Source organism: Nonomuraea sp. SBT364, assembly GCF_001083785.1.
Classification (GTDB): Bacteria; Actinomycetota; Actinomycetes; order Streptosporangiales; family Streptosporangiaceae; genus Nonomuraea.
Window position 1 is genome coordinate 44,492 of the sequence record NZ_LAVL01000010.1, and the last position, 26,007, is coordinate 70,498.

A 26,007-nucleotide genomic window follows, 5' to 3' on the forward strand; every position below is an offset into this window, starting at 1 on the left:
CCTGCGGTTTCGTGACGGCGACGCTCAGTACATGAACGAACTGCCGCCTCAACCCCTGGCCGCCGCACAACAGCTGACCGTCGCTCTTGCGGAGAAGGGGATCACTACCGACGTTCATCACGACTACGGCACGCCCATGGTGTCGGTCTGGGTCGGTCTGATCGTGTGGTGCGCAGACGGCACGTACTGGTGGCGCACCGGCTGGAACCCACACAGACACCGAGCGATCTACGCAGGGCATCCCTTCACCCAGCCCACCCGCGCAGCCCACCGAATCGCCCTTCGCTACACGGAACTGCGCATGACACACCCGCTCTCACCGCTGATCGCCGGAGCACAGCCGTGCCTCTGACTATGCAGCAAGTGCTCGGCAGATTCCCCGGCTGGCAGATCACCGACATGTCTGGAGGCTGGGTGGCCATGCGAGTCAGCTTCGTGCCGAAGAACAGCGGCCTCTCCAACGTGCGTTGCGGAGAAACCTTGGAGGAGCTAGCCGGCAATCTATCCGTCGATATCAAGTTGCAAAAGTCGCGGGCATCGGCAGCAGGGAACTAGATGGCAAGCTGACCAGTAGCGAGGGCACCATGCCCAGCGGCGGATGCGCTGCGGCGCTTCGCAGGAGAACCAATTGCCTTGATCGTCTAGCCCGACCCGAGTACGGGCAGTGGCGCACTGCTGCTGCAATTCGCTCACGGAAACCAGCGTTGCCGTCAGCACCACCCTGCCGGCGGCAAGGCCCGGCGAAGGAGGGCCGCGGCAGCGATCGCCCAAGCCTGAGCGGCGAGGACCGCAGTGAGCGATCGTCACGGCCTCAGTTCAGCAATTGGCTACGCACACAACAACGCCGCATGGCGTACCTACTGCGAACTCACCAGTAAATCGCCACTACTTCCACGTCAAGCAAACGGTCTCGTTCTTGGCTATCGTCATCTGCAGGAGGCTGCGATTCCCGCGAAGGACTCACCAGGGCACCAAAAGCAGTTAGGCCGCCTTCAGTTCTTGCCTCCTGCCTCAAAATGAGGTCAGTCTCCGCATCGACGATGGCATCGTTATTTGCTGCGCATTGGATGATTTCCCGCACCTTGGTGAAAGCGCTCCTCTGTACCGCCGCAGAGATCTCCCCCGTGCCAGCCTCTGTTATTGCAGCTGCCAATTCTGCCTGCCGAGTACTATCCAGCTCCACACTCGCAGCTAGCGACAGTTTCGCCTGATAGATCGTAAGAGCCCGAACAAGCGCCTGCTGCTCGCTATCTTCGATCCGCGATTGTCCGAGCCCTAGGACACCAGCTCTACTGGAAGTAGTAATTTGATCCACAAGCGTAGGCGCAACATCGCGAAACAAGTCCGCAAGCTTCACAGGCGTCCACTTGCACTGAATACCGTCCCGCGATATTCGACAGAGCATTGTAAAGCGCCCCGATGAGAAGAGGACGCGACGAATATCTTTCCAGTACCCAAGGTGTTCCGTTACTCCCACAACTTCCAATGGAAGCGAGATCAACCCCAAGCCCACAATAGCACTATTATGAACAACGTACTCTTGTCCCGATACAGTCACAACAGAGTAGTTGACAGCTTTCGCCCGGATCGGAATCAAACCTGTAAGAAGGCGCTCCAGAACCTTTCGTACTGGTTGAAGCTCACTGAGGGCGGCGCGATCGGAACGCCCTATCATCCGAGGAAATTCTTCAACCATTTCAGAGTACTCGGTAAAAAGCGTTCCCAGCTTGAAAATGGGATCGACTTCCAGCTCAACCTCGATCTCTACGAGAGCGCCGCGCACAAAACTGGATGCCGGCACGGCAGTTGACGGCTCACTAGCAGTTTGAATCGCCTCTGCTGATGTAAACACCTCAGGCTTCTCAGTTCTGACTACGAGCGCATAGTCCAACCTGTTCTGGTCGCGGAGCTCTTTGAAGAGTGTCTGTACGACTGCTTTACGAGAAGTCTGCACCGTATTGGAGTTGCTGGTTTGAAACTTGGAGCCTATCTCAGCCTTCACTACTGCTGCATTTCCTCCTGACAGCTTTCCTGTAATTTCGGCCTGCTCGGCCAGCGCGATGGAGCGTGATACCTGCTCCGGGATGGTGTCACTCTGCGAGACCAGCAGGCTTCGCAAGCTAACTTCATCGAGATAAACGAACTCTCGCAGAACGCTCTTGGACGGCACATCTTCGACCGCCCGCTTCATTCTGCGACGGTCTCTCCGCTTTTTCCACCACGCGCTAAGCCTTCTCATTGCCTTCCTTAACCTCGCGCGCCGGGCGCCGATTCACACGCTCGAATGCTTGAGCAAGGTCTTCATCGCTAATTGAACTTCGATCATCGCCCGCCGCCATAAGAGCCGCTTCAGTCCAGAGCGATGCCAAACGAGCCCCTGACCACCCATCCGTCATTTCCGCTAGTTCCCGAAGCGGCAGGGTGCCGATAGTTTGCTTTCGCGCAGCGTCCACTTGAAGAATCTCAAGGCGATCCTCAACCGTTGGCATTTCGAAATCGATTTCCCAATCAAAACGGCCGGGGCGCAGGAGCGCTTCATCGACATTATCTATACGATTTGTGGCAGCGATTACCACAACATTGCTCGATCTCTGATCGAATCCGTCCAGCAACGTTAGCAGCTGTGCCACGAGCCGCTTTGACGCTTCATGAGAGTCATCCGTGCGCTTTTCCGCAATGCTGTCTATCTCATCGAAGAAAATAATCGCTCGCTCTTCCTGCTCCGCTGCAACAAAAATTCGACGCAATGTATCTTCGCTGTCACCCAGCCATTTACTGACAATCGAAGGCCCGCTGACCAAAAAGAAAGCCGCCTTCGACTCCGAGGCGATAATACGAGCTAGATGAGTCTTTCCTGTTCCGGGTGGCCCTGTAAATAGCACACCCTTGATAGGGCGAGCTCCTATCTTGAGGAGATTTTCCCGCTTATTGAGCTGCGTTTCTATGAGCTCCATGGCCCTGTTGCGTACTTCATGATATCCGCCGAACGACTCAAACGTTAGCGGAGACTCTTCATCACGATCTACGAGGTATTCATTGAGGTTCTCATCGTCGATACCCTCATTGCGAAACCTAAGCGGGGTATCACTGATAATACGAGTAATACCATCGATCTCGTTAAACTCGACGGTATTTCCCAGGGCGACCGACAGCGATGGGACGCCTCGCAAAAGGCGCATTATAGTTCCCACCTCAATAACGATGCTGTCGTCGAGAACTCTACGCACCACGCCTACCTGCGACTCGTCAGCCCACGCGTCGGCTGGCATGCGTTCCCACCAGTCATCTCCAGCTAAGACAACGTCGCCTCGTGCCAGATCGACTGGTTCGCCTAGCGAGAATCGCACTGAATTTCCGTTTGTGGTGCGGCCGAGAAAAGCCTGTCCACCCTCCAGAACCGAGACTACCTTGATCAGGAGACCGTCACGCTTCTCTATAACTTCGCCTTCATCGATGGCCATACGTACTCACTATCTACTGTAAAGAGATATGCACAGGGCTTCGAGCCTCAGAGGAGGACGACCGAGAATGTGGGGGCAGGGCTATACGACCTCTCCGAACCGGTCGCAACGCTGCTTGCCTCGGAAGCCTACAGGCGGTTCGCCATCCGAGGGCCGGGTCAGGGAAGCGAGTGCGGCTCAGTTTCACACCCGGTATCCGCTGGACGAGTCGCGAACAATCTCACCTAGGTCGTCCGGTGACCGCGATACCACCAGGTGCGCGTGGGCGGTGCTGGCCGCGACCGGCCCCCGGGCCGCAGCACGGTCCAGCGACCGCCCGACGCGCGGCGGGCCGCCGCAGGCGGCACGCCCTTGAACCTGTAAGGAAGATTGTCGCCGAGAACGACTCTGGCCCATGATCGACGCCGGACGTGCCGGGTGACCACGGGCCAGGATCTAGCTATCTCTGCAGGTCTACGCCTCGCCGGAGGTCAGGCCGACCGGGCAGGCCACGCCCGTCCCGCCGATCCCGCAGTAGCCGTTTTTGTTGCGGTGGAGGTACTGCTGGTGGTAATCCTCCGCGAAGTAGAACGGCCCCGCGGCGGCCACCTCGGTGGTGATCGCCTCGAACCCCGCCTCCGTCAGCACCTTCTGGTACGCGTCGCGCGACGTCTCGGCCGCCTTCTGCTGCTCCGGCGAGTGGTAGTAGATCGCCGACCGGTACTGGGTGCCGACGTCGTTGCCCTGGCGCATGCCCTGGGTGGGGTCGTGCGCCTCCCAGAAGACCTTCAGGAGCTCCTCGTAGGAGATCCTGGCCGGGTCGAAGACGACCCTGACCACCTCGGTGTGTCCGGTACGCCCGCTGCACACCTCTTCGTACGTCGGGTTCGGCGTGTAGCCGCCCTGATACCCGACGGCGGTGGTGACGACGCCGGCCGTCTGCCAGAACTTGCGCTCGGCGCCCCAGAAGCAGCCCAGGCCGAAGTCCGCCACTTCGAGGCCCGGCGCGTACGGCGGGGCCAAAGGGGCGTCCAGGACGGCGTGGCGGGCCGGGACGGGCATGGACTCCGGACGGCCCGGCAGGGCGTCCTCGCGACTGACCATCGACGTCTTGGTTCCGAACAGCCAACCCATAGCGCACCTCCACGGTTCACTCTACAGAGGCGACAACGCTTAACGACTTCTACATAGTCCCGTATAGATGCACACGTTTGTGTTTAAGCATCGTAATGCCCGAAGATGAGGGACATGCCTGACTTGCGACGCGGCGTGCTGCTCGGGGCGGCCGCTTATGCCATGTGGGGACTGTTCCCCCTCTACTGGCCGCTGCTGAAGCCCTCCGGTGCGGTGGAGATCCTCGCGCACCGGATGGTGTGGTCGCTGGTCGCCGTCGTGGCGGTGCTGGTCGTGCGCAGGCACTGGTCGTGGATCAGGGAGCTGGTACGCCAGCCGCGCAAGCTCGGGTTGCTGACCCTGGCCGCCGTGGTGATCACGCTGAACTGGGGGACGTACATCTACGCCGTCAACAGCGGGCACGTGGTCGAGAGCGCGCTGGGCTATTTCATCAACCCGCTGGTCAGCGTGCTGTTCGGGGTGGTGCTGCTGAAGGAGCGGCTGCGGCCGCTGCAGTGGACGGCCGTGGGGTTCGGGGCGCTGGCGGTGCTGGTGCTGACCGTCAACTACGGACGGCCGCCGTACATGGCGCTGGTGCTGGCCGTGAGCTTCGCGGTGTACGGGCTGGTCAAGAAGCAGGCGAACGTGGGGGCGGCCGAGAGCCTGACCGTGGAGACGCTCGTGCTGCTGGTGCCGGCGCTGGCGTACCTCGTCTTCCTGCAGCAGCAGGGGCAGGCGACGTTCGGGACCGAGGGGGCCGGGCACGCCGCGCTGCTCGTCGGGGCGGGGGTGATCACGGCGCTGCCGTTGCTGGCGTTCTCGGCGTCGGCGATCCGGGTGCCGCTCAGCACCATCGGGCTGTTGCAGTACATAGCGCCCGTGCTGCAGTTCCTGTGCGGGGTGCTGATCGCCAAGGAGACGATGCCGCCCAGCCGGTGGATCGGCTTCGCCATCGTGTGGGTCGCCTTGGTGATCTTCACGTACGACAGCTTGCGCGCGGCACGGGCGCGGCGGCCGAAGCGGTCAGCCCGACCGCTCGACCACGTAGTCACATAGCGCCAAAAATGCCGACTTAGCCGGAATGTCAGGCAGGCCGGAGATGTCGTGGCGAGCCCGGTCCACCCAGGCGTCCAGCTCGGCGCGGGCCCGAGCCATCGCCGGGTGCGCCCGCAGCAGCGTGAGCGCCTCGTCGACGTCCTCCTCGGCCACCGGCCCCGACAGCAGGGCGGCGAGCCGCGACGACGGGTCGGCGGCCAGCGCGTAGAGCACCGGCAGGGTCTTGACGCCTTCGCGCAGGTCGGTGCCGGGCGTCTTGCCCGACTCGGCGGAGGCGGAGGCCACGTCCAGCAGGTCGTCACCGAGCTGCCAGGCCACGCCGATCGCCTCGCAGGCCCGGCTGAGCCGCTCCTCGACGTCGGCGGGAGCCCCGGACAGCAGCGCCCCGAACCGGCCGGAGGCCGCGATGAGCGAGCCGGTCTTGTCGGCCAGCACGCTGATGTAGTGCGCCACCGGGTCGTCGCCGGCCTGCGGCCCCATGGTCTCGCGGATCTGCCCCTGCACGAGGCGGGAGAACGTCTGCGCCTGGATCCTGATCAGCTCCGGCCCGAGATCGGCCAGCAGGTCGGAAGCCTGGGCGAACAGGTAGTCGCCGGTCAGGATGGCCACGGTGTTGTCCCACCGGGCGTTGGCCGACGGGGAGCCCCGGCGCACCGGGGCCTCGTCCATGACGTCGTCGTGGTAGAGCGAGCCGAGATGGGTCAGCTCGATCACCACGGCGCCGGGCACCACGCCCGGCGCCGACGGGTCGCCGAACTGGGCGGCCAGCAGCACCATCAGCGTCCGGAAACGCTTGCCGCCGGCCTCGATGAGGTGCTTGGACGCCTCCGTGACGAAGGCGTCGTCGCTCTCCACCGACGAGCGCAGCAGCTTCTCCACCGCGGCCAGCCCGTTGGACACGTCCTGCGCCAACCGCTCGTCCTCGATGGGAAGGTCAACAACGGGAGGCGCGGACATATGGGATCCCCTATCTAACGAAAAGGCCAGATGCAGCCTGCTGGGCAAGGTCGAGCACGGGCTCCGGGTACAGCCCGACTCCTACCGTAACCAGCAGCGAGACGGCGATGACCGCCACGGTCCCCGCACTGGGGATCGCGATGGTCGGGCCGTCGGCCGCCGGCTCGCTGAAGAACATCAGCACGATGACGCGGACGTAGAAGAAGGCCGCGATCGCCGAGGCGATCACACCGACCACGACCAGCCCGGTCAACCAGTTGCCGAGCGAGTCGCCGGCCTCCGTGGCACTGCCCAGCGCGGCCGTGAACACCGCGTACTTGCCGAAGAACCCGCTGGTCAGCGGGATACCGGCGAACGCCAGCAGGAAGAAGGCGAACACCCCGGCCAGGATCGGCGACCGCTTGCCCAGCCCGGCCCAGCGCGACAGGTGCCCCGCCTCGCCACCGGGATCGCGCACCAGCGTGACCACGGCGAACGCGCCGACCGTGGTGATGCCGTACACGAGCAGGTAGAACAGGATCGCCTGCAGCGAGACCGCGTTGCCTTCGGGGGTGGCGTAGGTGGCCATGACGCCCACCAGCAGGAAGCCGGCGTGCGCGATCGAGGAGTAGGCCAGCATCCGCTTGATGTCGGTCTGCGTGATCGCCAGCACCGCGCCGACGATCATCGTCAGGGCCGCGACGACCCAGATGACCGGCCGCCAGTTCCAGTCCAGGTTGCCCAGCGCCACCCAGAAGACGCGCAGCAGCGCGCCCACGGCGGCCACCAGCGTGCCGGAGGCCATGAGGGCGGTGATGGGCGTCGGGGCGCCCTGGTAGACGTCCGGCTTCCAGGCCTGGAACGGCGCCGCGCCGATCTTGAACAGCAGGCCCACGCCGAGCAGCGCGAACCCGATCAGCAGCAGCGGGTCCAGCGCGCCGCCGGTCGACATGGCCTGGCTGATCCCGGCGAGCGACACGGTCCCGGCGTACCCGTACAGCATCGCGGTGCCGTACAGGAAGAACGCCGAGGAGAACGCGCCCAGCAGGAAGTACTTCAGCGAGGCCTCCTGCGACAGCAGGCGGCGACGGCGGGCCAGGCCGCACAGCAGGTACAGCGGCAGCGACATGACCTCGAGGCCGACGAACATGGTCAGCAGGTCGTTCGCGGCGGGGAACATGAGCATGCCGCCCACCGCGAACAGCGCCAGCGGGTAGACCTCGGTGTGCGCGCTGCCGGACCGCTCGGCCTCCTCCTCGTCGGCGCTGCCGGGCACCGCGGCCGCCGAGGCGACGAAGTGGCCCTCGTCGTTGATCAGCAGCACGCAGACGACCGACAGGACGAGGATGACGCCCCAGATGAACAGCGCCGGCCCGTCGACCGCGAGCGCGCCCATGGCGACCGGCTCGGACGGCACGTCGCCGCCGACCACGGTCAGGATCACCAGGGCGAACGCGCCGACCAGGCTGAGCAGCGTGAGCGGCACCTGGATCGACTTACGCAGGTAGCGGGGCGCGAACGCCTCCACGAGCACGCCGACGATGGCGGCCGCGAACACGAGCAGCAGCGGCGCCAGCGTGCCGTACTCGATCGTCGGCGTCTCGATGACGGGGTTCACTGACCGGCTCCCTTCTCAGCGATAGCCGGGTTGTCGACCTGCACGTTGGACAGCGTGCTGGTCACCGCGGGTGTGATCACATCGAGCAGCGGCTTGGGGAAGAACCCGAAGCCGATGATCAGGGCGACCAGCGGCGCGAGCACCCACACCTCGCGCGCGTTCAGGTCCTTGAACGCCTTGACCGGCTCGGCGGTCGGCCCGTTGAGCGTGCGCTGCACCATCCACAGGATGTAGACGGCGGCCAGGATGACGGCCACCGCGGAGACGATCGCCGCCACGGTCAGCGCCCCCGACCCGAAGGCCGGGCTGGAGTACGTGCCGATCATCACCATGAACTCGCTGACGAACGAGGACAGCCCCGGCAGCGAGAGCCCGGCCAGACCGGCGATCAGGAAGAAGCCGGCCAGCAGCGGCGTGACCTTCTGCGCGCCGCCGTAGTCGGCGATGTGCGGCGAGCCGCGCCTGGCGATGAGGAACCCGGCGGCCAGGAACAGCGCGCCGGTCGCGAAGCCGTGGTTGACCATGTAGAGGGCCGCGCCCTCCTGGGCCACCTGCGACATGGCGAACACGCCCATGACGATGAAGCCGAAGTGCGAGATCGACGTGTAGGCGATCAGGCGCTTCATGTCGGTCTGGCCGATGGCCACGATCGCGCCGTAGATGATGCTGATGACCGCGAGCACGATGATCGGCATGGTGAACGCCTTGGCCGCGTCCGGGAACAGCTCCAGGCAGAACCGGAGCATCCCGTACGTGCCCACCTTGTCCAGCACGCCCACCAGCAGCACGGCGGCGCCGGCCGGAGCCTGCGCGGCCGCGTCGGGCAGCCAGGTGTGCACCGGCCAGAGCGGCGCCTTGATCGCGAACGCGATGAAGAAGCCCGCGAACAGCCACTTCTGCGTCGCCGGGTCCTGGATGACGCCGACGAGCTCGGGGAACATGAACGTGCCCTTGCCCGCCACGACGTACAGCCCGATGACCGCGACCAGCATGAGCAGGCCGCCGAAGAGCGAGTACAGCAGGAACTTGACCGCCGCGTAGGACCGCTGCGCCCCGCCGTAGGACCCGATCATGAAGTACATCGGGATCAGCATGGCTTCGAAGAAGACGTAGAACAGGAAGATGTCGGTCGCCGCGAAGACGCCGATCATCATCGCTTCGAGCACGAGCAGCAGCGAGAAGTACGTCTTCACCGACCGCTTGGGCGCGACCACGGTGCCGTCGGCGGCCTTGACGCCGGAGGCGTCGTGCCACGAGGCGAGCACCACGATCGGCACCAGCACGGCCGACAGGGCGATCAGCACCAGCGCGATGCCGTCGACGCCCACTCCGAAGTGCACCCCGAAGCTCGGGATCCAGTCGTAGGTGGCCGCGAACTTGAACCGGTCACCGGGGGCGCCGGTGAACTGGAACGCCATGACGAGCGTCAGCGCCAGCACGACCAGCGAGACCAGCAGCGTGACCTGCTTGGCCAGCTTGTCGCTGCCCTTGGGAAGCAGCGCTACCACGATGGCGCCCAGCACGGGCACCACCATGAGTATCGGGAGCCAGAGTGACGACATCAGATGTTCCCAACGAGGAGCAGGGCGCCGGTCAGCAGGGCGGCGCCGATCAGGATGGACAACGCGTACGTTCTGGCGAAGCCCGTCTGGAGCCGCCGCAGGCGCCCTGAGCTCCCCCCGATGCCCGCGGCCAGGCCGTTGACCAGCCCGTCGATGCCACGGTTGTCGAAGTACACCGCGATGCGGGTCAGCCACTGGCCGGGGCGCATGAACAGCGACTCGTTGAGCGCGTCGCCGTACAGGTCACGCCGGGCGAAGGTGGTGAGGAACGAGCCGCGCGGCTGCACGGCCGGCACCTGGGCGCGGCCGTACTTCATCCACGCGATGGCCGCGCCGACGGCCACCAGCGCCAAGGTGGACAGGCCCACCGTGGTGGTGCTGAACAGGTGCGGGACGGGCACGTGCTCCGGCATGCCCACGGCGGGGGCCAGGAAGTGCATGAGCCTGTTGTCCATGATGAGGAAGTAGCCGAGCACGATCGAGCCGATGGACAGCAGGATCAGCGGCACGGTCATCACCGAGGGCGACTCGTGCGGGTGCGCGTCCTTGTCCCAGCGCTTCTCGCCGAAGAACGTCATGAAGATCATGCGGGACATGTAGAAGCCGGTGATGCCGGCGCCGAGGACGGCCAGCCAGCCCATCCAGGCGCCGTGCTCCATGGCCGTCTCGATGATCCCGTCCTTGGTGTAGAAGCCGGACAGGAACGGGAACCCGATGATGGCCAGGTAGCCGACGATGAACGTGGCGAAGGTGACCGGCATGTACTTGCGGAGCCCGCCGTACTTGCGCATGTCGACCTCGTCGTTCATGCCGTGCATGACCGAGCCGGCGCCGAGGAACATGTCGGCCTTGAAGAAGCCGTGCGCGATCAGGTGCGCGATGGCGAAGGCGTAGCCCGCCGGGCCGAGGCCCGCGCCGAGCATCATGTAACCGATCTGCGACATCGTCGAGCCGGCCAGGCCCTTCTTGATGTCGTCCTTGGCACAACCGATGATCGCACCGGCGAGCAGCGTGGCCACGCCGACGATGGTGACGACCAGCGAGGCGACGTCGGAGGCCTCGAAGAAGACGCCCGAGCGGACCACCAGGTAGACGCCGGCGGTGACCATGGTCGCGGCGTGGATGAGGGCCGAGACCGGGGTCGGGCCCTCCATCGCGTCCAGGAGCCAGGACTGCAGCGGGAGCTGCGCCGACTTGCCGCACGCGCCGAGGAGCAGCAGCAGGCCGATCGCGGTGAGCGTGCCGTTGGACGCGGTGCCGATCTGCTCGGCGCCCAGGTCCTTGAAGGCCAGCGAGCCGAACGACGTCCAGATGACGAACATGCCGACCAGCAGCCCGAAGTCGCCGACGCGGTTGACCACGAACGCCTTCTTGGCCGCGACCGCCGCCGACGGCTTGAACTGCCAGAACCCGATGAGCAGGTACGAGGCCAGGCCGACGCCCTCCCAGCCGATGAACAGCCCGACGTAGTTGTCGGACAGCACCAGCAGGAGCATTGCGGCCACGAACAGGTTCAGGTAGGAGAAGAACCTGCGCCGGTCGGGGTCGTGCGACATGTAGCCGATCGAGTAGATGTGGATCAGCGATCCGACACCGGTGATCAGCAGCGCGAAGCTGATCGACAGGGGGTCGACGAGCAGCCCCATGTTGAGCTTCATGCTGGGGATGAACTCATACAGCGTCACGGCCTGACGGCGCTGATCCTCGCCGAGCCCGAGCAGCTCGACGAACGCCAGCACCGCCACGGCGAACGAGGCCAAGGACATGACCACGCCCAGCAGATGGCCCCACCGGTTGGTGAACCGGTTGAAGACCAGCAGGATGAACGCCCCCAGCAACGGGAGGGCGATCATCAGCCAGGACATGCCGATCGCGCCACCAGCGGTGTGCTGGATGATCTCAGCAGGAGATTCCACCAGTCACCTCTTAGTACTTCAGCAGGTTGGCGTCGTCGACCGACGCGGACCTGCGGGTTCGGAAGATCGTCACGATGATGGCCAGGCCGACCACGACCTCGGCCGCGGCCACCACCATCACGAAGAACGCGATGATCTGGCCTTCGAGGTTGCCCACCTGCCTGGCGAACGTGACGAACGCCAGGTTGCAGGCGTTGAGCATGAGCTCCACGCACATGAACACGACGATCGCGTTGCGCCTGATCAGCACGCCCATGGCGCCGATCGCGAACAGCAGGCCCGACAGGATGAGGTAATGCGTGGTCACTTGGACTCCTCCTCGGCCCGGTGCTTGATGGCCTCGGCGAGCTTGGGATCCTCGGGCAGGTGCCCATGCTCCACGTCGTAGCGGGCGATGTAGCGGTTGACCGAGGACTCGGCCACCGACCCGTCGGGCAGCAGCGCCGGCATGTCGATGGCGTTGCCGGTCGCGTACGTGCCCGGGCCGGGCAGCGGCGACGGGCGGTCGCCGAGGAAGCGGGCCTTGGACAGGTCCTTCTGCGTGGCCTTCTTGGTCGTCCGCTCGCGGTGCGCCAGCACCATCGCGGCGAGCGCGGCGGTGATGAGCAGCGCCGAGGTGATCTCGAAGGCGAAGACGTACTTGGTGAACAACAGCAGCGCGATCGAGCGGATGTATCCGCCCTGACCGGTCGCCATCGCCAGGCCCGTCTGCGGAGCGAAGATCGCGTTGCCCACGGCCAGGATGACCAGCGCGGCGAAGCCGACGCCCGCGATGATCGCCCAGAACCGCTGGCCCCGGAGTGTCTCGACCAGAGAGTCGGAGGAGTCGACGCCGACCAGCATGAGCACGAACAGGAACAGCATCATGACGGCGCCGGTGTAGACGATGATCTGCACCGCGGCCAGGAAGGGAGCGTCCTGCACGGCGTAGAGCACCGCGAGGCAGAGCATCACGGTGCCGAGCATCAGCGCCGAGTAGACGGCCTTCCGGTTGAAGACCATGCTGAGCGCCGCGCCGACGGATACGACGGCGAGCACCCAGAAAGTGATGGTCTCACCCATTGGTCCGTCCCAGCCGGTAGTAGTCCTCTTCGGTCTCGCCGAGCCGCATGGGGTGCGGCGGCTGCTCCATGCCCTGGGTGAGCGGCGCGAGGAGCATCTCCTTGGTGAAGATGAGGCTCTCGCGGCTGCTGTCGGCGAGCTCGTACTCGTTGGTCATGGTCAGCGCCCGGGTCGGGCACGCCTCGATGCACAGGCCGCACAGGATGCACCGCAGATAGTTGATCTGGTAGGTGCGCCCGTAGCGCTCGCCCGGCGAGAAGCGCTCCTCGTCGGTGTTGTCGGCGCCTTCCACGTAGATGGCGTCGGCGGGACACGCCCACGCGCACAGCTCGCAGCCGACGCACTTCTCCAGCCCGTCAGGCCAGCGGTTGAGCTGGTGCCGCCCGTGGAAGCGAGGGGCCGTCGGCCGCTTCTCCTCCGGGTAGTTGGTCGTGACGGGCTTTTTGAACATCGTGTGGAAGGTGACCCCGAAGCCCTTGACGGGGTTCAGCCAATCAGTTAGTCCCACTGGGAATCTCCTTGTGCTGCACCCCGTGGTAGTGCGGCAGATCGAGCGGCGGCACAGGGAAGCCGCCTGCCGTCGGCTCGTTGGACAGCTCCTCGAACTCGGCTTCGACCTCCGCCTTCCTGGCTTCCTTGCGCCGCTGGTTCACGGTGTCGAACCGCATCCAGATGGCCAGCGCCCCGACGACGATGATCACACCGAGCCCGGCGGAGACGTACACGTCGCCTTCGAAGGTGCCGTTGTTCACGAAGATGACGTTGCGAACGGCGGCGACGAGAAGGATCCACGCCAGGTTGACCGGGATCAGGACCTTCCAGCCGAGCGACATGAGCTGGTCGTACCGTACACGCGGCAGCGAAGCGCGCACCCAGACGATGAAGCAGAACGTCAGCACGAACTTGATGAAGAACCAGAGCACCGGCACCCAGCCCGTGTGCGCCCACTCCCACGACATCGGGAGCGGTGCCCGCCAGCCGCCCATGAACAGCGTCACGGCGATGCCCGAGGCGGTGAAGGTGTGCAGGTACTCGCCCATCATGATCAGGGCGAACTTCAGCGACGAGGAGTATTCCGTCTGGAACCCGCCGACCAGCTCGCCCTCACCCTCGGGCAGGTCGAACGGGATGCGGGCCGCCTCGCCGAACATGCAGACCACGTAGACCAGGAACGAGGGCAGCAGCAGCACCGCGTACCAGGTCTGCTGCTGCGCCGCGACGATCTCCGAGGTGGACAGCGTCCCGGCGAACAGGAAGATCGCCACGAACGACAGGCCCATGGCGATCTCGTACGAGACCACCTGCGCCGCCGACCGCAGACCGCCGAGCAGCGCGTACGGCGAGCGCGACGACCAGCCGGCGAGCACCACCCCGTAGACCGAGATGGCGCCCATGGCCAGCATGAACAGCACGGCCACGGGCAGGTCGACGAGCTGCAGCGGCGTCTGCACGCCGAACAGGTTGACCATCGGCCCGAACGGCACGATGGAGAAGGCCAGGAAGGCCGGGATCACCATGATGACCGGGGCCAGCAGGTAGAGCACCTTGTCCACGGTCCGCGGGAAGATGTCTTCCTTCAGGCCCATCTTGAGGCCGTCGGCCACCGACTGGAGCAGGCCGAACTTGCCCGCCCGGTTGGGGCCGTAGCGGTGCTGCATCCGGGAGATGAGCTTGCGCTCGAACCAGACGCCGAACAGGATGCCCAGCATCAGGAAGACGAACAGCATCACCGCCTTGATGATGATGATCCAGAGCGGGTCCTTGCCGAAGTTTTCCAGGGTCGGACTGGCCGCGAGAACGAAGGTCATGAGGCGCTCCCGATGGTGACGATGTCGCCGGCCACCGCGCCGAGGTCGCGCGTGACCGAGCAGCCGCCCGAGTTCGACGGCACCCAGACCACCCGGTCGGGCAGGTCGGCGATGCGGACGGGCAGCGTGACCGCGTTGGGCCCGGGACCTCCGACGACGACCTTGTCACCGTCGGCGACGCCGATCTCCGCGGCCGTGCTCGCCGAGAGCAGCGCCTCGGCGTCACGTGCGGTGCCCGCCAGGTACGGCTCGCCGTCCTGGAGGCGGCCGTCGTCGAGCAGCAGGTGCCAGGTCGCCAGCACGGCCCCGGCGGCGGCGGGGGTCGCGGGCGAGCCGGTGGCGACGGCCGGGGCCGCGACGCGGGTGCCGCGGTAGGAGCCGATGCCCGACAGCTCGCGGCGGGCCGCCTTGGCGTCCGGCAGGCCCAGGTGCACGTCCATCCGGTCGGCCAGGTCGCCGATCACGGCCAGGTCGCTGCGCAGGCCGGGCACCTTCAGCGGGGCCTCGAACGAGCGGCCCCTGCCCTCCCAGTTGACGAACGTGCCGCTCTTCTCCTGGACGGTGGCCACCGGCAGCACGACGTCGGCCCGGTCGGTGACGGCGCTGGCGCGCGTCTCCAGGCTGACGATGAACGGCGTGTTCTCCAGCGCCTCCAGCGCGAGCGCGGGGGCGGCCAGGTCGTAGGGGTCGACGCCGGCCACGACCAGCGCGTCGAGCTCCCCGTCGCGGGCGGCGGCGAGCATCGCGTCGGTGTCGCGGCCCGGCGTGGCGGGCAGCGAGGAGACGTTCCAGGCCCGGGCGATCTCCGCCCTGGCGCTCTCGTCGTCGACCGGGCGGCCGATCGGCAGCAGGTTGGGCAGCGCGCCCGCCTCGACGGCGCCGCGCTCACCGGCCCTGCGCGGGACCCAGGCGAGGCGGGCGCCGGAGGCGGCGCCGAGCCGGTCCAGCTCCGGCAGCGCGCCGGGCACCGTGGCCAGGCGCTCGCCGGCGAGCACGATCGTGCCCTCGGCCAGCGTCCCGACGAGCTCGCCGATCGCGTCGGCCTCCCCGCCCGGCGCGGTGCGGATGAGCGTGCCGCCCATCTTGGCCAGGCCGTTGGTGGCGAACGGGGCTATCGCGGTGACCTTGAGCCCGCGCTTCTGCCACGCCTTGCGCAGGCGCAGGAAGACGATCGGCGACTCCTCCTCGGGCTCGAACCCGACGAGCAGCACCGCGGGCGCGCTCTCCAGGTCGGCGTAGGAGACCTCGATCCCCTTGCCGGCGACCGCGTGCGCGAGGAAGCGGGCCTCCTCGGCGGAGTGCGGCCGGGCGCGGAAGTCGATGTCGTTGGAGCCGAGCGCGAGCCTGGCGAACTTGGCGTAGGCGTAGGCGTCCTCGACGGTGACCCGGCCGCCGACCAGCACACCGGCCTTGCCGCGGGCGGCGGCCAGGCCCTGGGCGGCGACGCTCAGCGCCTCCGGCCACGAGGCGGGCACGAGCACGCCCTCCTCGTCGCGGACCAGCGGCGTCCTGAGGCGGTCGGGCTGCGTGGCGTAGGAGAACGCCCAGCGGCCCTTGTCGCAGTTCCACTCCTCGTTGACCTGCGGGTCGTTGCCGGCCAGGCGGCGGGTGACACGGCCGCGCCGGTGGTCGGTGCGCAGGCTGCACCCGGAGGCGCAGTGCTCGCACGCGCTCGGCGTGGACACCAGGTCGAACGGGCGGGCCCGGAACCGGTAGGCGGCGCCGGTCAGCGCGCCCACCGGGCAGATCTGCACCGTGTTGCCCGAGAAGTAGGACTGGAACGGCTCGCCGTCGGCGACGCCCACCTGCTCCTTGGCCCCGCGCTCGAAGAACTCGATGAACGGGTCGCCGGCGATCTGGTCGGAGAAGCGGATGCAGCGCGCGCACTGCACGCAGCGCTCACGGTCGAGCAGCACCTGGGTGGACAGCGGCAGCGGCTTGGCGAACGTCCGCTTCTGCTCCTGGAACCGCGACTCGCCCTGGCCGTTGGACATGGCCTGGTTCTGCAGCGGGCACTCGCCGCCCTTGTCGCAGACCGGGCAGTCGAGCGGGTGGTTGAGGAGCAGGAACTCCATCGCCGCGCGCTGCGCCTTCTCGGCGACCGGCGAGGTGAGCTGGGTCTGCACGACCATGCCCTCGGCGACCTCGATCGCGCAGGACGGCTGCGGCTTGGGGAAGCCGCGGCCGTTGCCCGCGTCGGGGATGTCGACCAGGCACTGGCGGCAGTTGGCCGCCGGGTCGAGCAGCGGGTGGTCGCAGAACCTGGGGATCTGGATGCCCAGCAGCTCGGCCGCCCTGATGATCAGCGTGCCCTTGGGGACGCTGACCTGGAACCCGTCGATCGTGAGGGTCACCAGGGTGGTCTCAGTTTCTGTCACGGTCACTGGTCACCCCACAGAGTGGACTTCTTCGCGTCGAACGGGCAGCCGCCGACCTCGAAGTGCTTGAGGTACTCCTCGCGGAAGTACTTCACCGAGGAGTGGATCGGGCTGGTCGCGCCGTCGCCGAGAGCGCAGAACGAGCGGCCCAGGATGTTGTCGGCGATGTCGGTGATCGTCGACAGGTCCTCCTCGGTGCCCTGGCCCTTCTCCAGGCGCTTGAGCACCTGCTTGAGCCAGTAGGTGCCCTCACGGCACGGCGTGCACTTGCCGCACGACTCGTGGGCGTAGAACTCCGTCCAGCGCAGCACCGTGCGGACCACGCAGGTGGTCTCGTCGAAGATCTGCAGCGCTCGGGTGCCGAGCATGGAGCCCTTGGCGCCGACCGCCTCGAAGTCGAGCGGCACGTCGAGGTGCTCGTCGGTGAAGATCGGCGTGGACGAGCCGCCCGGGGTCCAGAACTTGATCCGGTGCCCGGCGCGGATGCCGCCCGCCATGTCGAGCAGCTCGTTCAGCGTGATGCCGAGCGGAGCCTCGTACTGGCCCGGCCTGGTGACGTGGCCGCTGAGCGAGAAGATGCCGAAGCCCTTGGACTTCTCGGTGCCCATCCCGGCGAACCAGTCGGCCCCGTTGGCGATGATCGAGGGAACACTGGCCACGGACTCGACGTTGTTCACGACAGTCGGCGAGGCGTACAGGCCCGCCACGGCCGGGAACGGAGGCTTGAGCCGCGGTTGACCCCTGAAGCCTTCCAGCGAGTCCAGCAGCGCCGTCTCCTCGCCACAGATGTAGGCCCCGGCGCCGCTGTGCACGACGAGCTCCAGGTCGTATCCGGTGCCGAAGATGTCCGTGCCGAGATAGCCCTTCTCGTACGCCTCACGCACGGCCGCCTGCAGCCGCCGGATGACGTGCAGCACCTCGCCGCGCACGTAGATGAAGGCGTGGTTGGCGCGGATCGCGAACGCCGTGATGATGACGCCCTCGACCAGCGAGTGCGGGTTGGCCATCATCAGCGGGATGTCCTTGCAGGTGCCCGGCTCCGACTCGTCGGCGTTGACGACGAGATAGTGCGGCTTGCCGTCGCCCTGCGGGATGAACCCCCACTTCATGCCGGTGGGGAAGCCGGCGCCGCCTCGGCCGCGCAGGCCCGAGTCCTTGACGGCCTGGATGACGGCGTCCGGGTCCATGCCCAGCGCCTTCTTGGCCGCCTCGTACGGCCCGTAGCCGTCGAGGGTGAAGGAGTCGGGGCGGTCCCAGTTGGCGGTCAGGACCGGTGTCAGGGTCGTGCTCATGCCTCGGGGGCCTTCCATCCGTTGGCCTTGGCCAGCTTGAGACCCTCCAGCGAGGGGCCGGCGGCCGAGGGGCCGTCTCCCGCCAGGTCGTCGGGCAGGCCGGAGAGCACCCGCGACGCCTCCTTGAACGTGCACAGCTTCTTCGGACCGCGGGTGGGCCGCACGTCCTTGCCGTCACGCAGGTCGTCGACGAGCTGCTTGGCCGATTCCGGCGTCTGGTTGTCGAAGAACTCCCAGTTGACCATCATGACCGGGGCGAAGTCGCAGGCCGCGTTGCACTCCAGGCGCTCCAGCGAGATCTTGCCGTCGCCGGTGGTCTCCTCGTGGCCGACGCCGACGTGCTCGGACAGCTCGTCCCAGATCTCGTCGCCGCCCATGACGGCGCAGAGCGCGTTGATGCAGACGCCGACGTGGTAGTCGCCGGCGGGCTTGCGCTTGTACATGGTGTAGAACGTCGAGACGCCGACGACCTCCGCCTTGCTCAGCCCCAGCATCTCCGCGCAGAACTCGTGACCGTCGTCCGAGACGTAGCCGTCCTCCGACTGCACCAGGTGCAGCAGCGGCAGCAGCGCCGACCGCGTCTTCGGGTAACGGCCGATGATCTCCTTGGCGTCGCGTTCGAGACGCTCGCGGACTTCCGGTGAGTAAGTCACCGGTCCACACCTCCCATGACGGGGTCGATAGAAGCCACCGCGGCGATCACGTCGGCGACCTGGCCGCCCTCCGCCATGGCGGGGAAGCCTTGCAGGTTGCAGAACGACGGCTCGCGGAAGTGGACGCGGTAGGGCCGGGTGCCGCCGTCGCTGACGACGTGCGCACCGAGCTCGCCCTTGGGCGACTCGATCGGCGCGTACGCCTGGCCGGCCGGCACCCGGAAGCCCTCGGTCACCAGCTTGAAGTGGTGGATCAAGGCTTCCATGGAGCTGCCCATGATGTGCGCGATGTGGTCGGGGGAGTTGCCGAAGCCGTCGGGGCCGAGCGCGAGCTGCGCGGGCCAGCCGATCTTCTTGTCCTCGATCATCACCGGGTCGCCCTTGAGCGGACCGGCGATCCGGTCCAGGGCCTGCTCGATGATCTTGAGGGACTCCTCCATCTCCTTCATGCGCACGAGATAGCGCGAGTAGACGTCGCAGCCGCGTTCGGTCGCCACGTCGAACTCGTAGGTCTCGTAGCCGCAGTAGGGCTGCGACTTGCGCAGGTCCCACGGCAGCCCGGAGGCCCGCAGGATGGGCCCGGTGATGCCGAGCGCCATGCAGCCGGTGAGGTCGAGGTAGGCGACGTCCCTGGTGCGGCGGACGTACACCGGGTTCTCGTCGAGAAGCTTGCGGATGTCCTTGATCCGCTTGGGCATCTCCTTGAGGAACTCGCCGACCTTGTCCACCGCGCCGGCGGGCAGGTCGACGCTGACGCCGCCCGGCCGCACGTAGGCGTGGTTCATCCGCAGACCCGTGATGTACTCGAACAGGTCCATGATCATTTCGCGGTCACGGTAGCCGAACAGGAACGGCGTGGTGGCGCCGAGCTCCATGCCGAACGTGCCCATCGCGACCAGGTGCGAGGCGATCCGGTTGAGCTCCATCATCATGACGCGGATGGCCTGCGCCCGGTCCGGGATCCGGTCCTCGACGCCGAGCAGCTTCTCCACGCTCAGGCAGTAGGCCGTCTCGTTGAAGATCGGCGACAGGTAGTCCATGCGAGTGACGAACGTGGTGCCCTGCGTCCACGTCCGGTACTCCATGTTCTTCTCGATGCCGGTGTGCAGGTAGCCGATGACGCCGCGCGCCTCGGTGACCGTCTCACCGTCGAGGGTCAGGACCAGGCGGAGCACGCCGTGCGTGGACGGGTGCTGCGGGCCCATGTTGACGACCAGGCGCTCGTCGGAGGAGTCGCGGACCCCCGTGACGACCTCGTCCCAGTCGGCGCCGGTGACCGAGTAGACCTTGCCCTCGGTCGCCTCGTCGTATGCGGTGCTCACGAGTAGGACCTCCTGTGGTCGGGCGAGGGGATGGTCGCCCCGCGGTACTCGACCGGGATGCCGCCCAGCGGGTAGTCCTTGCGCTGGGGGTGACCGTCCCAGTCGTCCGGCATCATGATCCGGGTCAGGCCCGGGTGGCCGTCGTAGACGATCCCGAAGAAGTCGTACGCCTCCCGCTCGTGCCAGTCGTGGCCCGGGAAGACGCCGACGGTCGAGGGGATGTGCGGGTCGCCGTCGGGGCAGCTCGTCTCGACGCGGACGCGCCGGTTGTGGGTGATCGAGCACAGGTGGATGACCGAGTGCAGCTCCTCGCCCGTCAGGTGCGGGTAGTGCACGCCGGAGACGCCCAGCGACAGTTCGAAGCGCAGCGCCGGGTCGTCGCGCAGCTTCTGGCAGACCTCGACCAGGCGCTCCCGCTTGACGTGCAGGGTCAGCTCGCCCCGGTCGACGACCACGCGCTCGATGGCGTCGTCGAGGTCGAGGGCGTCGACGAGCTCGTCGAAGTAGCCCCCGTACGGACGCGGCGTGGAGATCTGCGGCGCGCGGCGGACGACGAGCCCGCCGTAGCCGGAGGTGTCGCCGGTGTCGGCGGCGCCGAACATGCCGCGCCGGGCCACGGGCGCCTCGGGGGTCTTGGCGACCTCGGGCACCTCGGCGCCGGGGACCTCGGGCAGGTTGTCGGGGGAGGTCACTTGGCGGCCCCTTGGTCGATCAGCGGCAGCGTGCGCAGCGCCCTGAGCTCGAGCGCGTCGATCTGCTTGGCACGATGCGCGCCGAACTTCATGTTCTGGATCTTGTCGTGCAGCTTGACGATCGCGTCGATGAGCATCTCGGGCCGCGGCGGGCAGCCGGGCAGGTAGATGTCGACCGGCACGACGTGGTCCACGCCCTGCACGATGGCGTAGTTGTTGAACATGCCGCCGCTGGAGGCGCACACGCCCATGGCGATGACCCACTTGGGCTCGGCCATCTGGTCGTAGATCTGGCGCAGCACCGGGGCCATCTTCTGCGACACGCGCCCGGCGACGATCATCAGGTCGGCCTGCCGGGGAGACGCCGAAGCGCGCTCCATGCCGAAGCGCGCCAGGTCGTAGTGGGGGCCACCGGTGGCCATCAGCTCGATGGCGCAACAGGCGAGGCCGAAGGTGGCCGGCCATACGGAGTTCTTGCGCGCCCACCCCGCGGCCTGCTCGACCGTGCTGAGGATGAACCCGCTGGGGAGTTTCTCTTCAAGTCCCATTTTCAGTCCCAGTCCAGACCCTTGCGGCGCCACACGTACGCGTAGGCCACGAGCACGGTGACGATGAACAGCAGCATCTCGACGAGCGCGAACACCCCGAGACCGGAGGAGATCACGCTGCCCGCGTCGTTGTGGAGCGGAGCGAACGAGACCGCCCACGGGTACAGGAAGATGATCTCGATGTCGAAGACGATGAAGAGCATCGCCGTGATCATGTATTTGAGCGGGAACCGTCCGCCACCGACCGGCTGGGGCGTCGGCTCGATGCCGCATTCGTAGGCGTCAAGCTTGGCGCGGTTCCAGCGCTTGGGACCGGTGAAGGGGGCGATGGCGACCGACATGATCGCGAAGCCCCCCGCGAGAACGGCGAGCACCAGGATGGGCACGTAAAGGTCCATCGCTACGCCTCCTCCGGAGTCGCCGCGCGCGCGGGCGCGCAGCCTGATCTATGGGTGGGTGTGGGAATCATGCTCGTGGCGCGACCTTCGAGAGTGCGTTGATGATCTTGTCCGACGCATCGCCTCGCCGGTCGGTGAGATTACCAAGGAGTTTGAGCGCGAAGCGCATCAGCCTCGGGTGGGGAAGCCCGTGCCTGGTGCCGAAGCTCATCACACCCGGCTTCCCGATTGCCTCCACGAACAACCTGCCCAGCGTGAAATATCCGCCATAGGCGTCTTTCAACGTCTGAGGATACGTGCGCAGGACACGTTCTCGCTGCGCCGGCGTGGTGCCCTTGAGGGCCTTGGCGACGACCTCGGCGGCGATCTCACCGGTTTCCATGGCGTAGGCGATGCCCTCGCCGTTGAACGGGTTGATCGATCCGCCGGAGTCGCCGGCGAGCAGGAGGCCGCGCGTGTAGTGCGGCTGCCGGTTGAAGGCCATCGGGAGCGCGGCGCCGCGGATGGGCGCCGTCATGTTCTCCTCGGTGAAGCCCCACTCGGCGGGCATGGACCGGCACCACCGCTTGAGCAGGTCGCGGTAGTCGATGTTCTTGAAGTGGGCGCTGGTGTTGAGCAGCCCGAGCCCCACGTTGGCGGTGCCGTCGCCGACGCCGAACACCCAGCCGTAGCCGGGCAGCAGCGTCTGGTCGTCCCACAGCTCCAGCCACGTCTCCAGGTAGTCGTCGTCGTGGCGCGGGCTGGTGAAGTAGGTGCGCACGGCCACGCCCATCGGGCGGTCCTCGCGTTTGTGCAGCCCCATGCCGAGGGCCAGCCGGGTGCTGTTGCCGTCGGCCGCCACGACCAGCCGGCCGCGGTGGATCGCGCCGTCCTTGGTGGTGACGCCGACGATGTGACCGCTGCGGTCGTCGAGGACCGGCCCGGTGACGGTGACGCCCTCCATCAGGCGCGCGCCGGCCTTGACCGCGTGCGCGGCCAGGATCTGGTCGAAGTCCTGGCGGGTCCGTACGAGACCGAAGTCGGGGAAGCGCTCCAGCTTGGGCCAGTCGAGCTCGAAGCGCAGGCCGCCGCCGACGACGCGCAGGCCCTTGTTGCGCACCCAGCCGGGGGCGTCGACGTCGATGCCCATGTTGAGGAGCTGCTTGACGGCGCGCGGGGTCAGGCCGTCGCCGCAGACCTTCTCCCGGGGGAAGCGGGTCTTCTCCAGCACCAGCACGTCGAGGCCGGCCCGGGCCAGGTAGAAGGCGGTCGCGGATCCGGCGGGACCGGCGCCGACGACGATGACGTCAGCGTCAACTGCTGGCACGGTCACTGGACTGTCCTGTCCTACACACGCGAAGGCCTGGCCTCGGGGTGTCTCGCCTTCGTTCCTTTGTGAACCCCTTCACAAACTTGTCGGCCCGCAGTCTAACCCTTTTCCTGGACAAAGTGGCAGCCGGGGGGCCGTCAGAGCCTAGTAGATCACGTGGCCTTGAAGGCGCGGTGCATGGCCACGATCCCCAAGTCGAGGTTGCGCCAGGCCACCCGCCGCCAGCCCGCCTCCTGGATGGTGCGCGCCAGCGTCGGCTGGTCCGGCCAGTCGCGGATCGACTCGGCCAGATATTCATAGGAATCGTCGTTGGAGCCGAAAATCTTGGCCACCTTGGGCAGCAGCCGCATCAGATATTCGCGATAGATCATGTCGAAGGGCGCGAACGTCACATGCGAGAACTCAAGGATCACCAGCCGCCCTCCCGGTTTGGTCACCCGCAGCATCTCGCGCAGTGCCTCGCCGGTGTCGTGCACGTTGCGCAACGCCACCGAGATCGTCACCGCGTCGAACACGTCGTCGGCGAACGGCAGCCGCATCGCGTCGCCCGCGATGAACGGCACCCCCTCCCCCGTGAGCGCGTTACGGCCGCGCCGGCGCACCCCGGTCTGCAGCATGCCGAGCGAGAAGTCGGAGGCGATCGCCCGCGCGCCCAGCGTCGTGAAGGTGTCGGTGGAGGTGCCGGTGCCCGCGCCCAGGTCGAGCACGACCTCGCCGGGACCTGCGTCGACCGCCGCCGCGACGGCCTTGCGCCACACCCTGACCTGGCCCATCGAGATCACGTCGTTGACGAGGTCGTAGCGCCGGGCGGTGCGATCGAACATCGCGGCGACCTCGCCAGGCTGCTTGTCCAACTGAGCTCGCGTCATGGCGACCAGCCTAGGGCCATTCCCGACAATCAACGGAAAGTAGCGGCACGACTACATTCAGTCTGCTAAGAATTGGCAAATGCTTGCCCGAGTCGCCCTTGCGGCGATCATCGCAGCGGCCCCCACCGCGCACCCTCGCGTGGTCTCGGCCAACCCTGTCGACAACACCCCGCACGTCCTGGACGGCATCGTCAACGCCATCACGCTCGTGGGCGGCACCGTGGTGGTCGGCGGCTCGTTCTCGGCGGTCGCCGACGCGACCAGGACCACCACCTACCGGCGGGACAACCTGTTCGCCTACGACCTGCGGACCGGGCGCGTGCTGCCCCGCTTCTCCCCCGAGGTGGGCGGGACCGTGCACAGCCTGGCCGCCGGCGACGAGGGGACCGTCTACGTCGGCGGCGACTTCCACGAGGTCGACGGCCACCGCGCCAGGTCGCTGGCCCGGCTGCACCTCACCACCGGGCAGCCGGTGCGCTCGTTCCGCCCCGCCGTCTCCGGCGGCGCCGTCGCCACACTGGCCAGGCAGGGCGGGCACCTCTACGCCGGCGGCGACTTCACCCGGCCGCGCACCGCGCTGGCCCGGCTCGACCCCACGACCGGCCGGGCCGACCCCGCCTTCGACATCACGCCGGGAGATCCGCTCACCAGGAAGGTCAAGGTGCACGCCATCGCCGCCACGGCCGACCGGCTGGCCGTCGACGGCAACTTCACCACGCTCGGCGGGCAGTCCCGGCCGCAGATCGGGCTGATCGACATCGGCGGCCCCGAGGCCGGGGTCGCCCCGTGGCGGACCGACGCGTACACCGGCAAGTGCATGGACGCCTTTCCCTGGTACGTGCGCGGCCTGGACTTCGCGCCCGACGGGAGCTACTTCGTGGTCGTCACCACCGGCGGGCCCCGGCGCGGGCTGTGCGACAGCGCGGCCAGGTTCGAGACCTACCGCACCACCCAGGGCGCCAAGCCCACCTGGATCAACAGGACGGGCGGCGACTCGCTCTACGCGGTGTCGGTGACGGGCAGCGCGGTCTACGTGGGAGGGCATCTGCGCTGGCTGGACAATCCGCTGGGCCACGACTCGGCCGGGCGGGGGGCGGTGCCGCGCGAGGGCATCGGGGCCATTCATCCACGGACGGGAAAGGCGCTCAGTTGGAATCCGGGCCGCGAGCGCGGGATCGGCGTCAAGGCTTTTCAGGCGAACGACAGAGGACTACTAGTCGGTAGCGACACAACCCGACTCGGGCGGGAGTACCATGCCCGGATTGGCATGTTCCCTCTGCCCTAGTCGCCCTGCGGCTTGGCGCGGTCGATCCTGCCGCTGATGCGCGCGCTCATGGCGTCGCGCTGCTTGGACAGCAGGACGTAGCTGGCGAGGCCGCTCAGCGCGAACGCGGCGACGAGCAGGACCAGCATGTTTGACAGGCCTAGCAGCCAGAGCACACCGAAGGCGACGGCGAACAGGCCGATCCGGGACAACGTGTAAACGAGAACGGGATGCACGCGTTCGAGATTACTCGCCCCATGCTTCCGGTCGCTCTTCGCATCGGGCACGAGCGCTGCTACTGTGCCCAGTAAGGGTGTTTCGTAAAGAAACACCCACGAGAGCCCCAAAGAGGCTCTATCATATAACAATCGGGCAGTCAGCTGATAACAACCCGTGATCTTTGTAGAAAACCACGGATAAATCAGGCTTCGCTCGACACACTGGTTACCTGTCCGCCCGCTGGCAGGAAGCGGGATGCGAGGGGGAGAGATTGGTGGAGAGTAGCAGCGAGCGTCTGCTGACCCCAGGAGAGGTTGCCGCCCTCTTCCGGGTAGACCCAAAGACGGTTACGCGCTGGGCTGCGGCAGGCCGCATCAGCAGTATCCGCACCCCCGGAGGGCACCGGCGCTTCCGTGAATCGGAAGTGCACGCCCTTCTTCGAGGCGAGGACGTTCTGACGGCCGACAGGCCGGCCGGGGAGTCCCCGCGTGTTTGACGTACCGTCCAGTCGGTGATCCTGCCAGCCAGGATCACCGAGACGGCGTGCTCGCC

Annotated in this window: 26 protein-coding genes; 5 read left to right on the forward strand and 21 right to left on the reverse strand. The window is 67.0% G+C overall.

Annotated elements, in window-relative coordinates; genetic code table 11:
• Window positions 1-31: 31 nt before the first annotated feature.
• Window positions 32-352 (forward strand): hypothetical protein, encoded by a 321-nt coding sequence (locus ADY59_RS49695; RefSeq protein WP_156325355.1) that lies wholly within the window; start codon window positions 32-34, stop codon window positions 350-352.
• A gap of 2 nt (window positions 353-354) precedes the next feature.
• Window positions 355-555: a hypothetical protein gene (locus tag ADY59_RS49700; protein ID WP_156325356.1), complete on the forward strand. Its 201-nt coding sequence runs from the start codon at window positions 355-357 to the stop codon at window positions 553-555.
• 313 nt (window positions 556-868) lie between these two features.
• On the opposite strand, the gene ADY59_RS49705 is transcribed toward ADY59_RS49700, so the two are convergent.
• The 3 genes from ADY59_RS49705 to msrA form a co-directional block, all read right to left on the reverse strand.
• A complete protein-coding gene (locus ADY59_RS49705) occupies window positions 869-2,191 on the reverse strand; it encodes a DUF6414 family protein (protein WP_156325357.1) in 1,323 nt (440 codons plus the stop codon).
• Between the two features lie 34 nt (window positions 2,192-2,225).
• Window positions 2,226-3,461: an ATP-binding protein gene (locus ADY59_RS48480; protein WP_082309926.1), complete on the reverse strand. Its 1,236-nt coding sequence runs from the start codon at window positions 3,459-3,461 to the stop codon at window positions 2,226-2,228.
• A gap of 453 nt (window positions 3,462-3,914) precedes the next feature.
• Window positions 3,915-4,574 carry a peptide-methionine (S)-S-oxide reductase MsrA gene (msrA, locus tag ADY59_RS07470; RefSeq protein ID WP_197093484.1) on the reverse strand — a complete coding sequence of 220 codons (660 nt, stop codon included), beginning with the start codon at window positions 4,572-4,574 and terminating at the stop codon, window positions 3,915-3,917.
• 114 nt (window positions 4,575-4,688) lie between these two features.
• Between msrA and rarD the strand changes: the two genes are divergently transcribed.
• The gene (gene rarD, locus ADY59_RS07475; RefSeq protein WP_053174518.1) at window positions 4,689-5,609 is read left to right on the forward strand and encodes an EamA family transporter RarD; all 921 of its coding nucleotides are present in this window, start codon (window positions 4,689-4,691) and stop codon (window positions 5,607-5,609) included.
• Here the strand turns inward: rarD and ADY59_RS07480 are convergent.
• The 17 genes from ADY59_RS07480 to ADY59_RS07560 all read right to left on the reverse strand — a co-directional run bounded on the left by ADY59_RS07480 (window position 5,577) and on the right by ADY59_RS07560 (window position 23,972).
• Window positions 5,577-6,566, reverse strand: a complete 990-nt coding sequence (locus ADY59_RS07480) for a polyprenyl synthetase family protein (RefSeq protein WP_049559363.1) — start codon at window positions 6,564-6,566, stop codon at window positions 5,577-5,579. The two genes, rarD and ADY59_RS07480, sit on opposite strands and share 33 nt — an antisense overlap.
• A 10-nt stretch (window positions 6,567-6,576) precedes the next feature.
• Window positions 6,577-8,163, reverse strand: coding sequence for an NADH-quinone oxidoreductase subunit NuoN (nuoN, locus tag ADY59_RS07485; protein ID WP_049559364.1), 1,587 nt, complete (start codon window positions 8,161-8,163; stop codon window positions 6,577-6,579).
• Window positions 8,160-9,725, reverse strand: a complete 1,566-nt coding sequence (locus tag ADY59_RS07490; RefSeq protein WP_049559367.1) for an NADH-quinone oxidoreductase subunit M — start codon at window positions 9,723-9,725, stop codon at window positions 8,160-8,162. The genes nuoN and ADY59_RS07490 overlap by 4 nt, the downstream gene beginning before the upstream one ends.
• Complete coding sequence (gene nuoL, locus ADY59_RS07495) at window positions 9,725-11,590, reverse strand: NADH-quinone oxidoreductase subunit L (protein ID WP_049559368.1); 1,866 nt, start codon at window positions 11,588-11,590, stop codon at window positions 9,725-9,727. Before nuoL ends, ADY59_RS07490 begins: the two co-directional genes overlap by 1 nt.
• A 61-nt stretch (window positions 11,591-11,651) precedes the next feature.
• A complete protein-coding gene (nuoK, locus tag ADY59_RS07500; protein ID WP_082309927.1) occupies window positions 11,652-11,948 on the reverse strand; it encodes an NADH-quinone oxidoreductase subunit NuoK in 297 nt (98 codons plus the stop codon).
• The gene (locus tag ADY59_RS07505; RefSeq protein ID WP_049559370.1) at window positions 11,945-12,703 is read right to left on the reverse strand and encodes an NADH-quinone oxidoreductase subunit J; all 759 of its coding nucleotides are present in this window, start codon (window positions 12,701-12,703) and stop codon (window positions 11,945-11,947) included. The genes nuoK and ADY59_RS07505 overlap by 4 nt, the downstream gene beginning before the upstream one ends.
• Window positions 12,696-13,211 carry an NADH-quinone oxidoreductase subunit NuoI gene (gene nuoI, locus ADY59_RS07510; RefSeq protein WP_082309928.1) on the reverse strand — a complete coding sequence of 172 codons (516 nt, stop codon included), beginning with the start codon at window positions 13,209-13,211 and terminating at the stop codon, window positions 12,696-12,698. Before nuoI ends, ADY59_RS07505 begins: the two co-directional genes overlap by 8 nt.
• Complete coding sequence (nuoH, locus tag ADY59_RS07515) at window positions 13,198-14,511, reverse strand: NADH-quinone oxidoreductase subunit NuoH (RefSeq protein WP_049559379.1); 1,314 nt, start codon at window positions 14,509-14,511, stop codon at window positions 13,198-13,200. Before nuoH ends, nuoI begins: the two co-directional genes overlap by 14 nt.
• Window positions 14,508-16,895, reverse strand: coding sequence for an NADH-quinone oxidoreductase subunit G (locus ADY59_RS07520; RefSeq protein ID WP_049559381.1), 2,388 nt, complete (start codon window positions 16,893-16,895; stop codon window positions 14,508-14,510). The genes nuoH and ADY59_RS07520 overlap by 4 nt, the downstream gene beginning before the upstream one ends.
• Window positions 16,892-18,181, reverse strand: coding sequence for an NADH-quinone oxidoreductase subunit NuoF (gene nuoF, locus ADY59_RS07525; protein ID WP_049559383.1), 1,290 nt, complete (start codon window positions 18,179-18,181; stop codon window positions 16,892-16,894). Before nuoF ends, ADY59_RS07520 begins: the two co-directional genes overlap by 4 nt.
• A complete protein-coding gene (gene nuoE / locus ADY59_RS07530) occupies window positions 18,178-18,834 on the reverse strand; it encodes an NADH-quinone oxidoreductase subunit NuoE (RefSeq protein WP_049559384.1) in 657 nt (218 codons plus the stop codon). The genes nuoF and nuoE overlap by 4 nt, the downstream gene beginning before the upstream one ends.
• Window positions 18,831-20,156: an NADH-quinone oxidoreductase subunit D gene (locus ADY59_RS07535; protein ID WP_049559385.1), complete on the reverse strand. Its 1,326-nt coding sequence runs from the start codon at window positions 20,154-20,156 to the stop codon at window positions 18,831-18,833. Before ADY59_RS07535 ends, nuoE begins: the two co-directional genes overlap by 4 nt.
• The gene (locus ADY59_RS07540; RefSeq protein WP_049559386.1) at window positions 20,153-20,848 is read right to left on the reverse strand and encodes an NADH-quinone oxidoreductase subunit C; all 696 of its coding nucleotides are present in this window, start codon (window positions 20,846-20,848) and stop codon (window positions 20,153-20,155) included. Before ADY59_RS07540 ends, ADY59_RS07535 begins: the two co-directional genes overlap by 4 nt.
• Window positions 20,845-21,396 carry a NuoB/complex I 20 kDa subunit family protein gene (locus tag ADY59_RS07545; protein WP_049559398.1) on the reverse strand — a complete coding sequence of 184 codons (552 nt, stop codon included), beginning with the start codon at window positions 21,394-21,396 and terminating at the stop codon, window positions 20,845-20,847. Before ADY59_RS07545 ends, ADY59_RS07540 begins: the two co-directional genes overlap by 4 nt.
• A 2-nt stretch (window positions 21,397-21,398) precedes the next feature.
• Window positions 21,399-21,794, reverse strand: a complete 396-nt coding sequence (locus ADY59_RS07550; protein ID WP_049559401.1) for an NADH-quinone oxidoreductase subunit A — start codon at window positions 21,792-21,794, stop codon at window positions 21,399-21,401.
• A gap of 67 nt (window positions 21,795-21,861) precedes the next feature.
• The gene (locus tag ADY59_RS07555; RefSeq protein WP_049559405.1) at window positions 21,862-23,106 is read right to left on the reverse strand and encodes a geranylgeranyl reductase family protein; all 1,245 of its coding nucleotides are present in this window, start codon (window positions 23,104-23,106) and stop codon (window positions 21,862-21,864) included.
• A 149-nt stretch (window positions 23,107-23,255) separates the two neighbouring features.
• Window positions 23,256-23,972 carry a demethylmenaquinone methyltransferase gene (locus ADY59_RS07560; protein ID WP_049559408.1) on the reverse strand — a complete coding sequence of 239 codons (717 nt, stop codon included), beginning with the start codon at window positions 23,970-23,972 and terminating at the stop codon, window positions 23,256-23,258.
• Window positions 23,973-24,051: 79 nt separating this feature from the next.
• Here ADY59_RS07560 and ADY59_RS07565 point away from each other — a divergent pair, with 79 nt between their 5' ends.
• Window positions 24,052-25,257 carry a hypothetical protein gene (locus ADY59_RS07565; RefSeq protein ID WP_049559410.1) on the forward strand — a complete coding sequence of 402 codons (1,206 nt, stop codon included), beginning with the start codon at window positions 24,052-24,054 and terminating at the stop codon, window positions 25,255-25,257.
• Here ADY59_RS07565 and ADY59_RS07570 read toward each other — a convergent pair.
• Window positions 25,254-25,472 carry a DUF4229 domain-containing protein gene (locus ADY59_RS07570; RefSeq protein WP_049559411.1) on the reverse strand — a complete coding sequence of 73 codons (219 nt, stop codon included), beginning with the start codon at window positions 25,470-25,472 and terminating at the stop codon, window positions 25,254-25,256. The genes ADY59_RS07565 and ADY59_RS07570 overlap by 4 nt on opposite strands.
• 257 nt (window positions 25,473-25,729) lie before the next feature.
• Here ADY59_RS07570 and ADY59_RS48485 point away from each other — a divergent pair, with 257 nt between their 5' ends.
• On the forward strand, window positions 25,730-25,951 hold the full coding sequence (locus ADY59_RS48485) for a BldC family transcriptional regulator (protein ID WP_026214226.1): 222 nt from the start codon (window positions 25,730-25,732) through the stop codon (window positions 25,949-25,951).
• Window positions 25,952-26,007 lie beyond the last annotated feature (56 nt).

What these genes read in the sequence shown, in the direction of transcription:
- ADY59_RS49695 (WP_156325355.1), top strand. Translation starts at nt 32, where the DNA reads ATGAACGAACTGCCGCCTCAACCCCTGGCCGCCGCACAACAGCTGACC.
- ADY59_RS49700 (WP_156325356.1), top strand. Translation starts at nt 355, where the DNA reads ATGCAGCAAGTGCTCGGCAGATTCCCCGGCTGGCAGATCACCGACATG.
- nuoH (WP_049559379.1), bottom strand. Translation starts at nt 14,511, where the DNA reads ATGACCTTCGTTCTCGCGGCCAGTCCGACCCTGGAAAACTTCGGCAAG.
- nuoL (WP_049559368.1), bottom strand. Translation starts at nt 11,590, where the DNA reads ATGTCCTGGCTGATGATCGCCCTCCCGTTGCTGGGGGCGTTCATCCTG.
- rarD (WP_053174518.1), top strand. Translation starts at nt 4,689, where the DNA reads ATGCCTGACTTGCGACGCGGCGTGCTGCTCGGGGCGGCCGCTTATGCC.
- ADY59_RS07560 (WP_049559408.1), bottom strand. Translation starts at nt 23,972, where the DNA reads ATGACGCGAGCTCAGTTGGACAAGCAGCCTGGCGAGGTCGCCGCGATG.
- ADY59_RS07490 (WP_049559367.1), bottom strand. Translation starts at nt 9,725, where the DNA reads ATGTCGTCACTCTGGCTCCCGATACTCATGGTGGTGCCCGTGCTGGGC.
- ADY59_RS07545 (WP_049559398.1), bottom strand. Translation starts at nt 21,396, where the DNA reads ATGGGACTTGAAGAGAAACTCCCCAGCGGGTTCATCCTCAGCACGGTC.
- ADY59_RS07505 (WP_049559370.1), bottom strand. Translation starts at nt 12,703, where the DNA reads ATGGGTGAGACCATCACTTTCTGGGTGCTCGCCGTCGTATCCGTCGGC.
- ADY59_RS07480 (WP_049559363.1), bottom strand. Translation starts at nt 6,566, where the DNA reads ATGTCCGCGCCTCCCGTTGTTGACCTTCCCATCGAGGACGAGCGGTTG.
- msrA (WP_197093484.1), bottom strand. Translation starts at nt 4,574, where the DNA reads ATGGGTTGGCTGTTCGGAACCAAGACGTCGATGGTCAGTCGCGAGGAC.
- ADY59_RS07565 (WP_049559410.1), top strand. Translation starts at nt 24,052, where the DNA reads ATGCTTGCCCGAGTCGCCCTTGCGGCGATCATCGCAGCGGCCCCCACC.
- ADY59_RS48480 (WP_082309926.1), bottom strand. Translation starts at nt 3,461, where the DNA reads ATGGCCATCGATGAAGGCGAAGTTATAGAGAAGCGTGACGGTCTCCTG.
- ADY59_RS07550 (WP_049559401.1), bottom strand. Translation starts at nt 21,794, where the DNA reads ATGGACCTTTACGTGCCCATCCTGGTGCTCGCCGTTCTCGCGGGGGGC.
- ADY59_RS49705 (WP_156325357.1), bottom strand. Translation starts at nt 2,191, where the DNA reads ATGAAGCGGGCGGTCGAAGATGTGCCGTCCAAGAGCGTTCTGCGAGAG.
- nuoF (WP_049559383.1), bottom strand. Translation starts at nt 18,181, where the DNA reads ATGAGCACGACCCTGACACCGGTCCTGACCGCCAACTGGGACCGCCCC.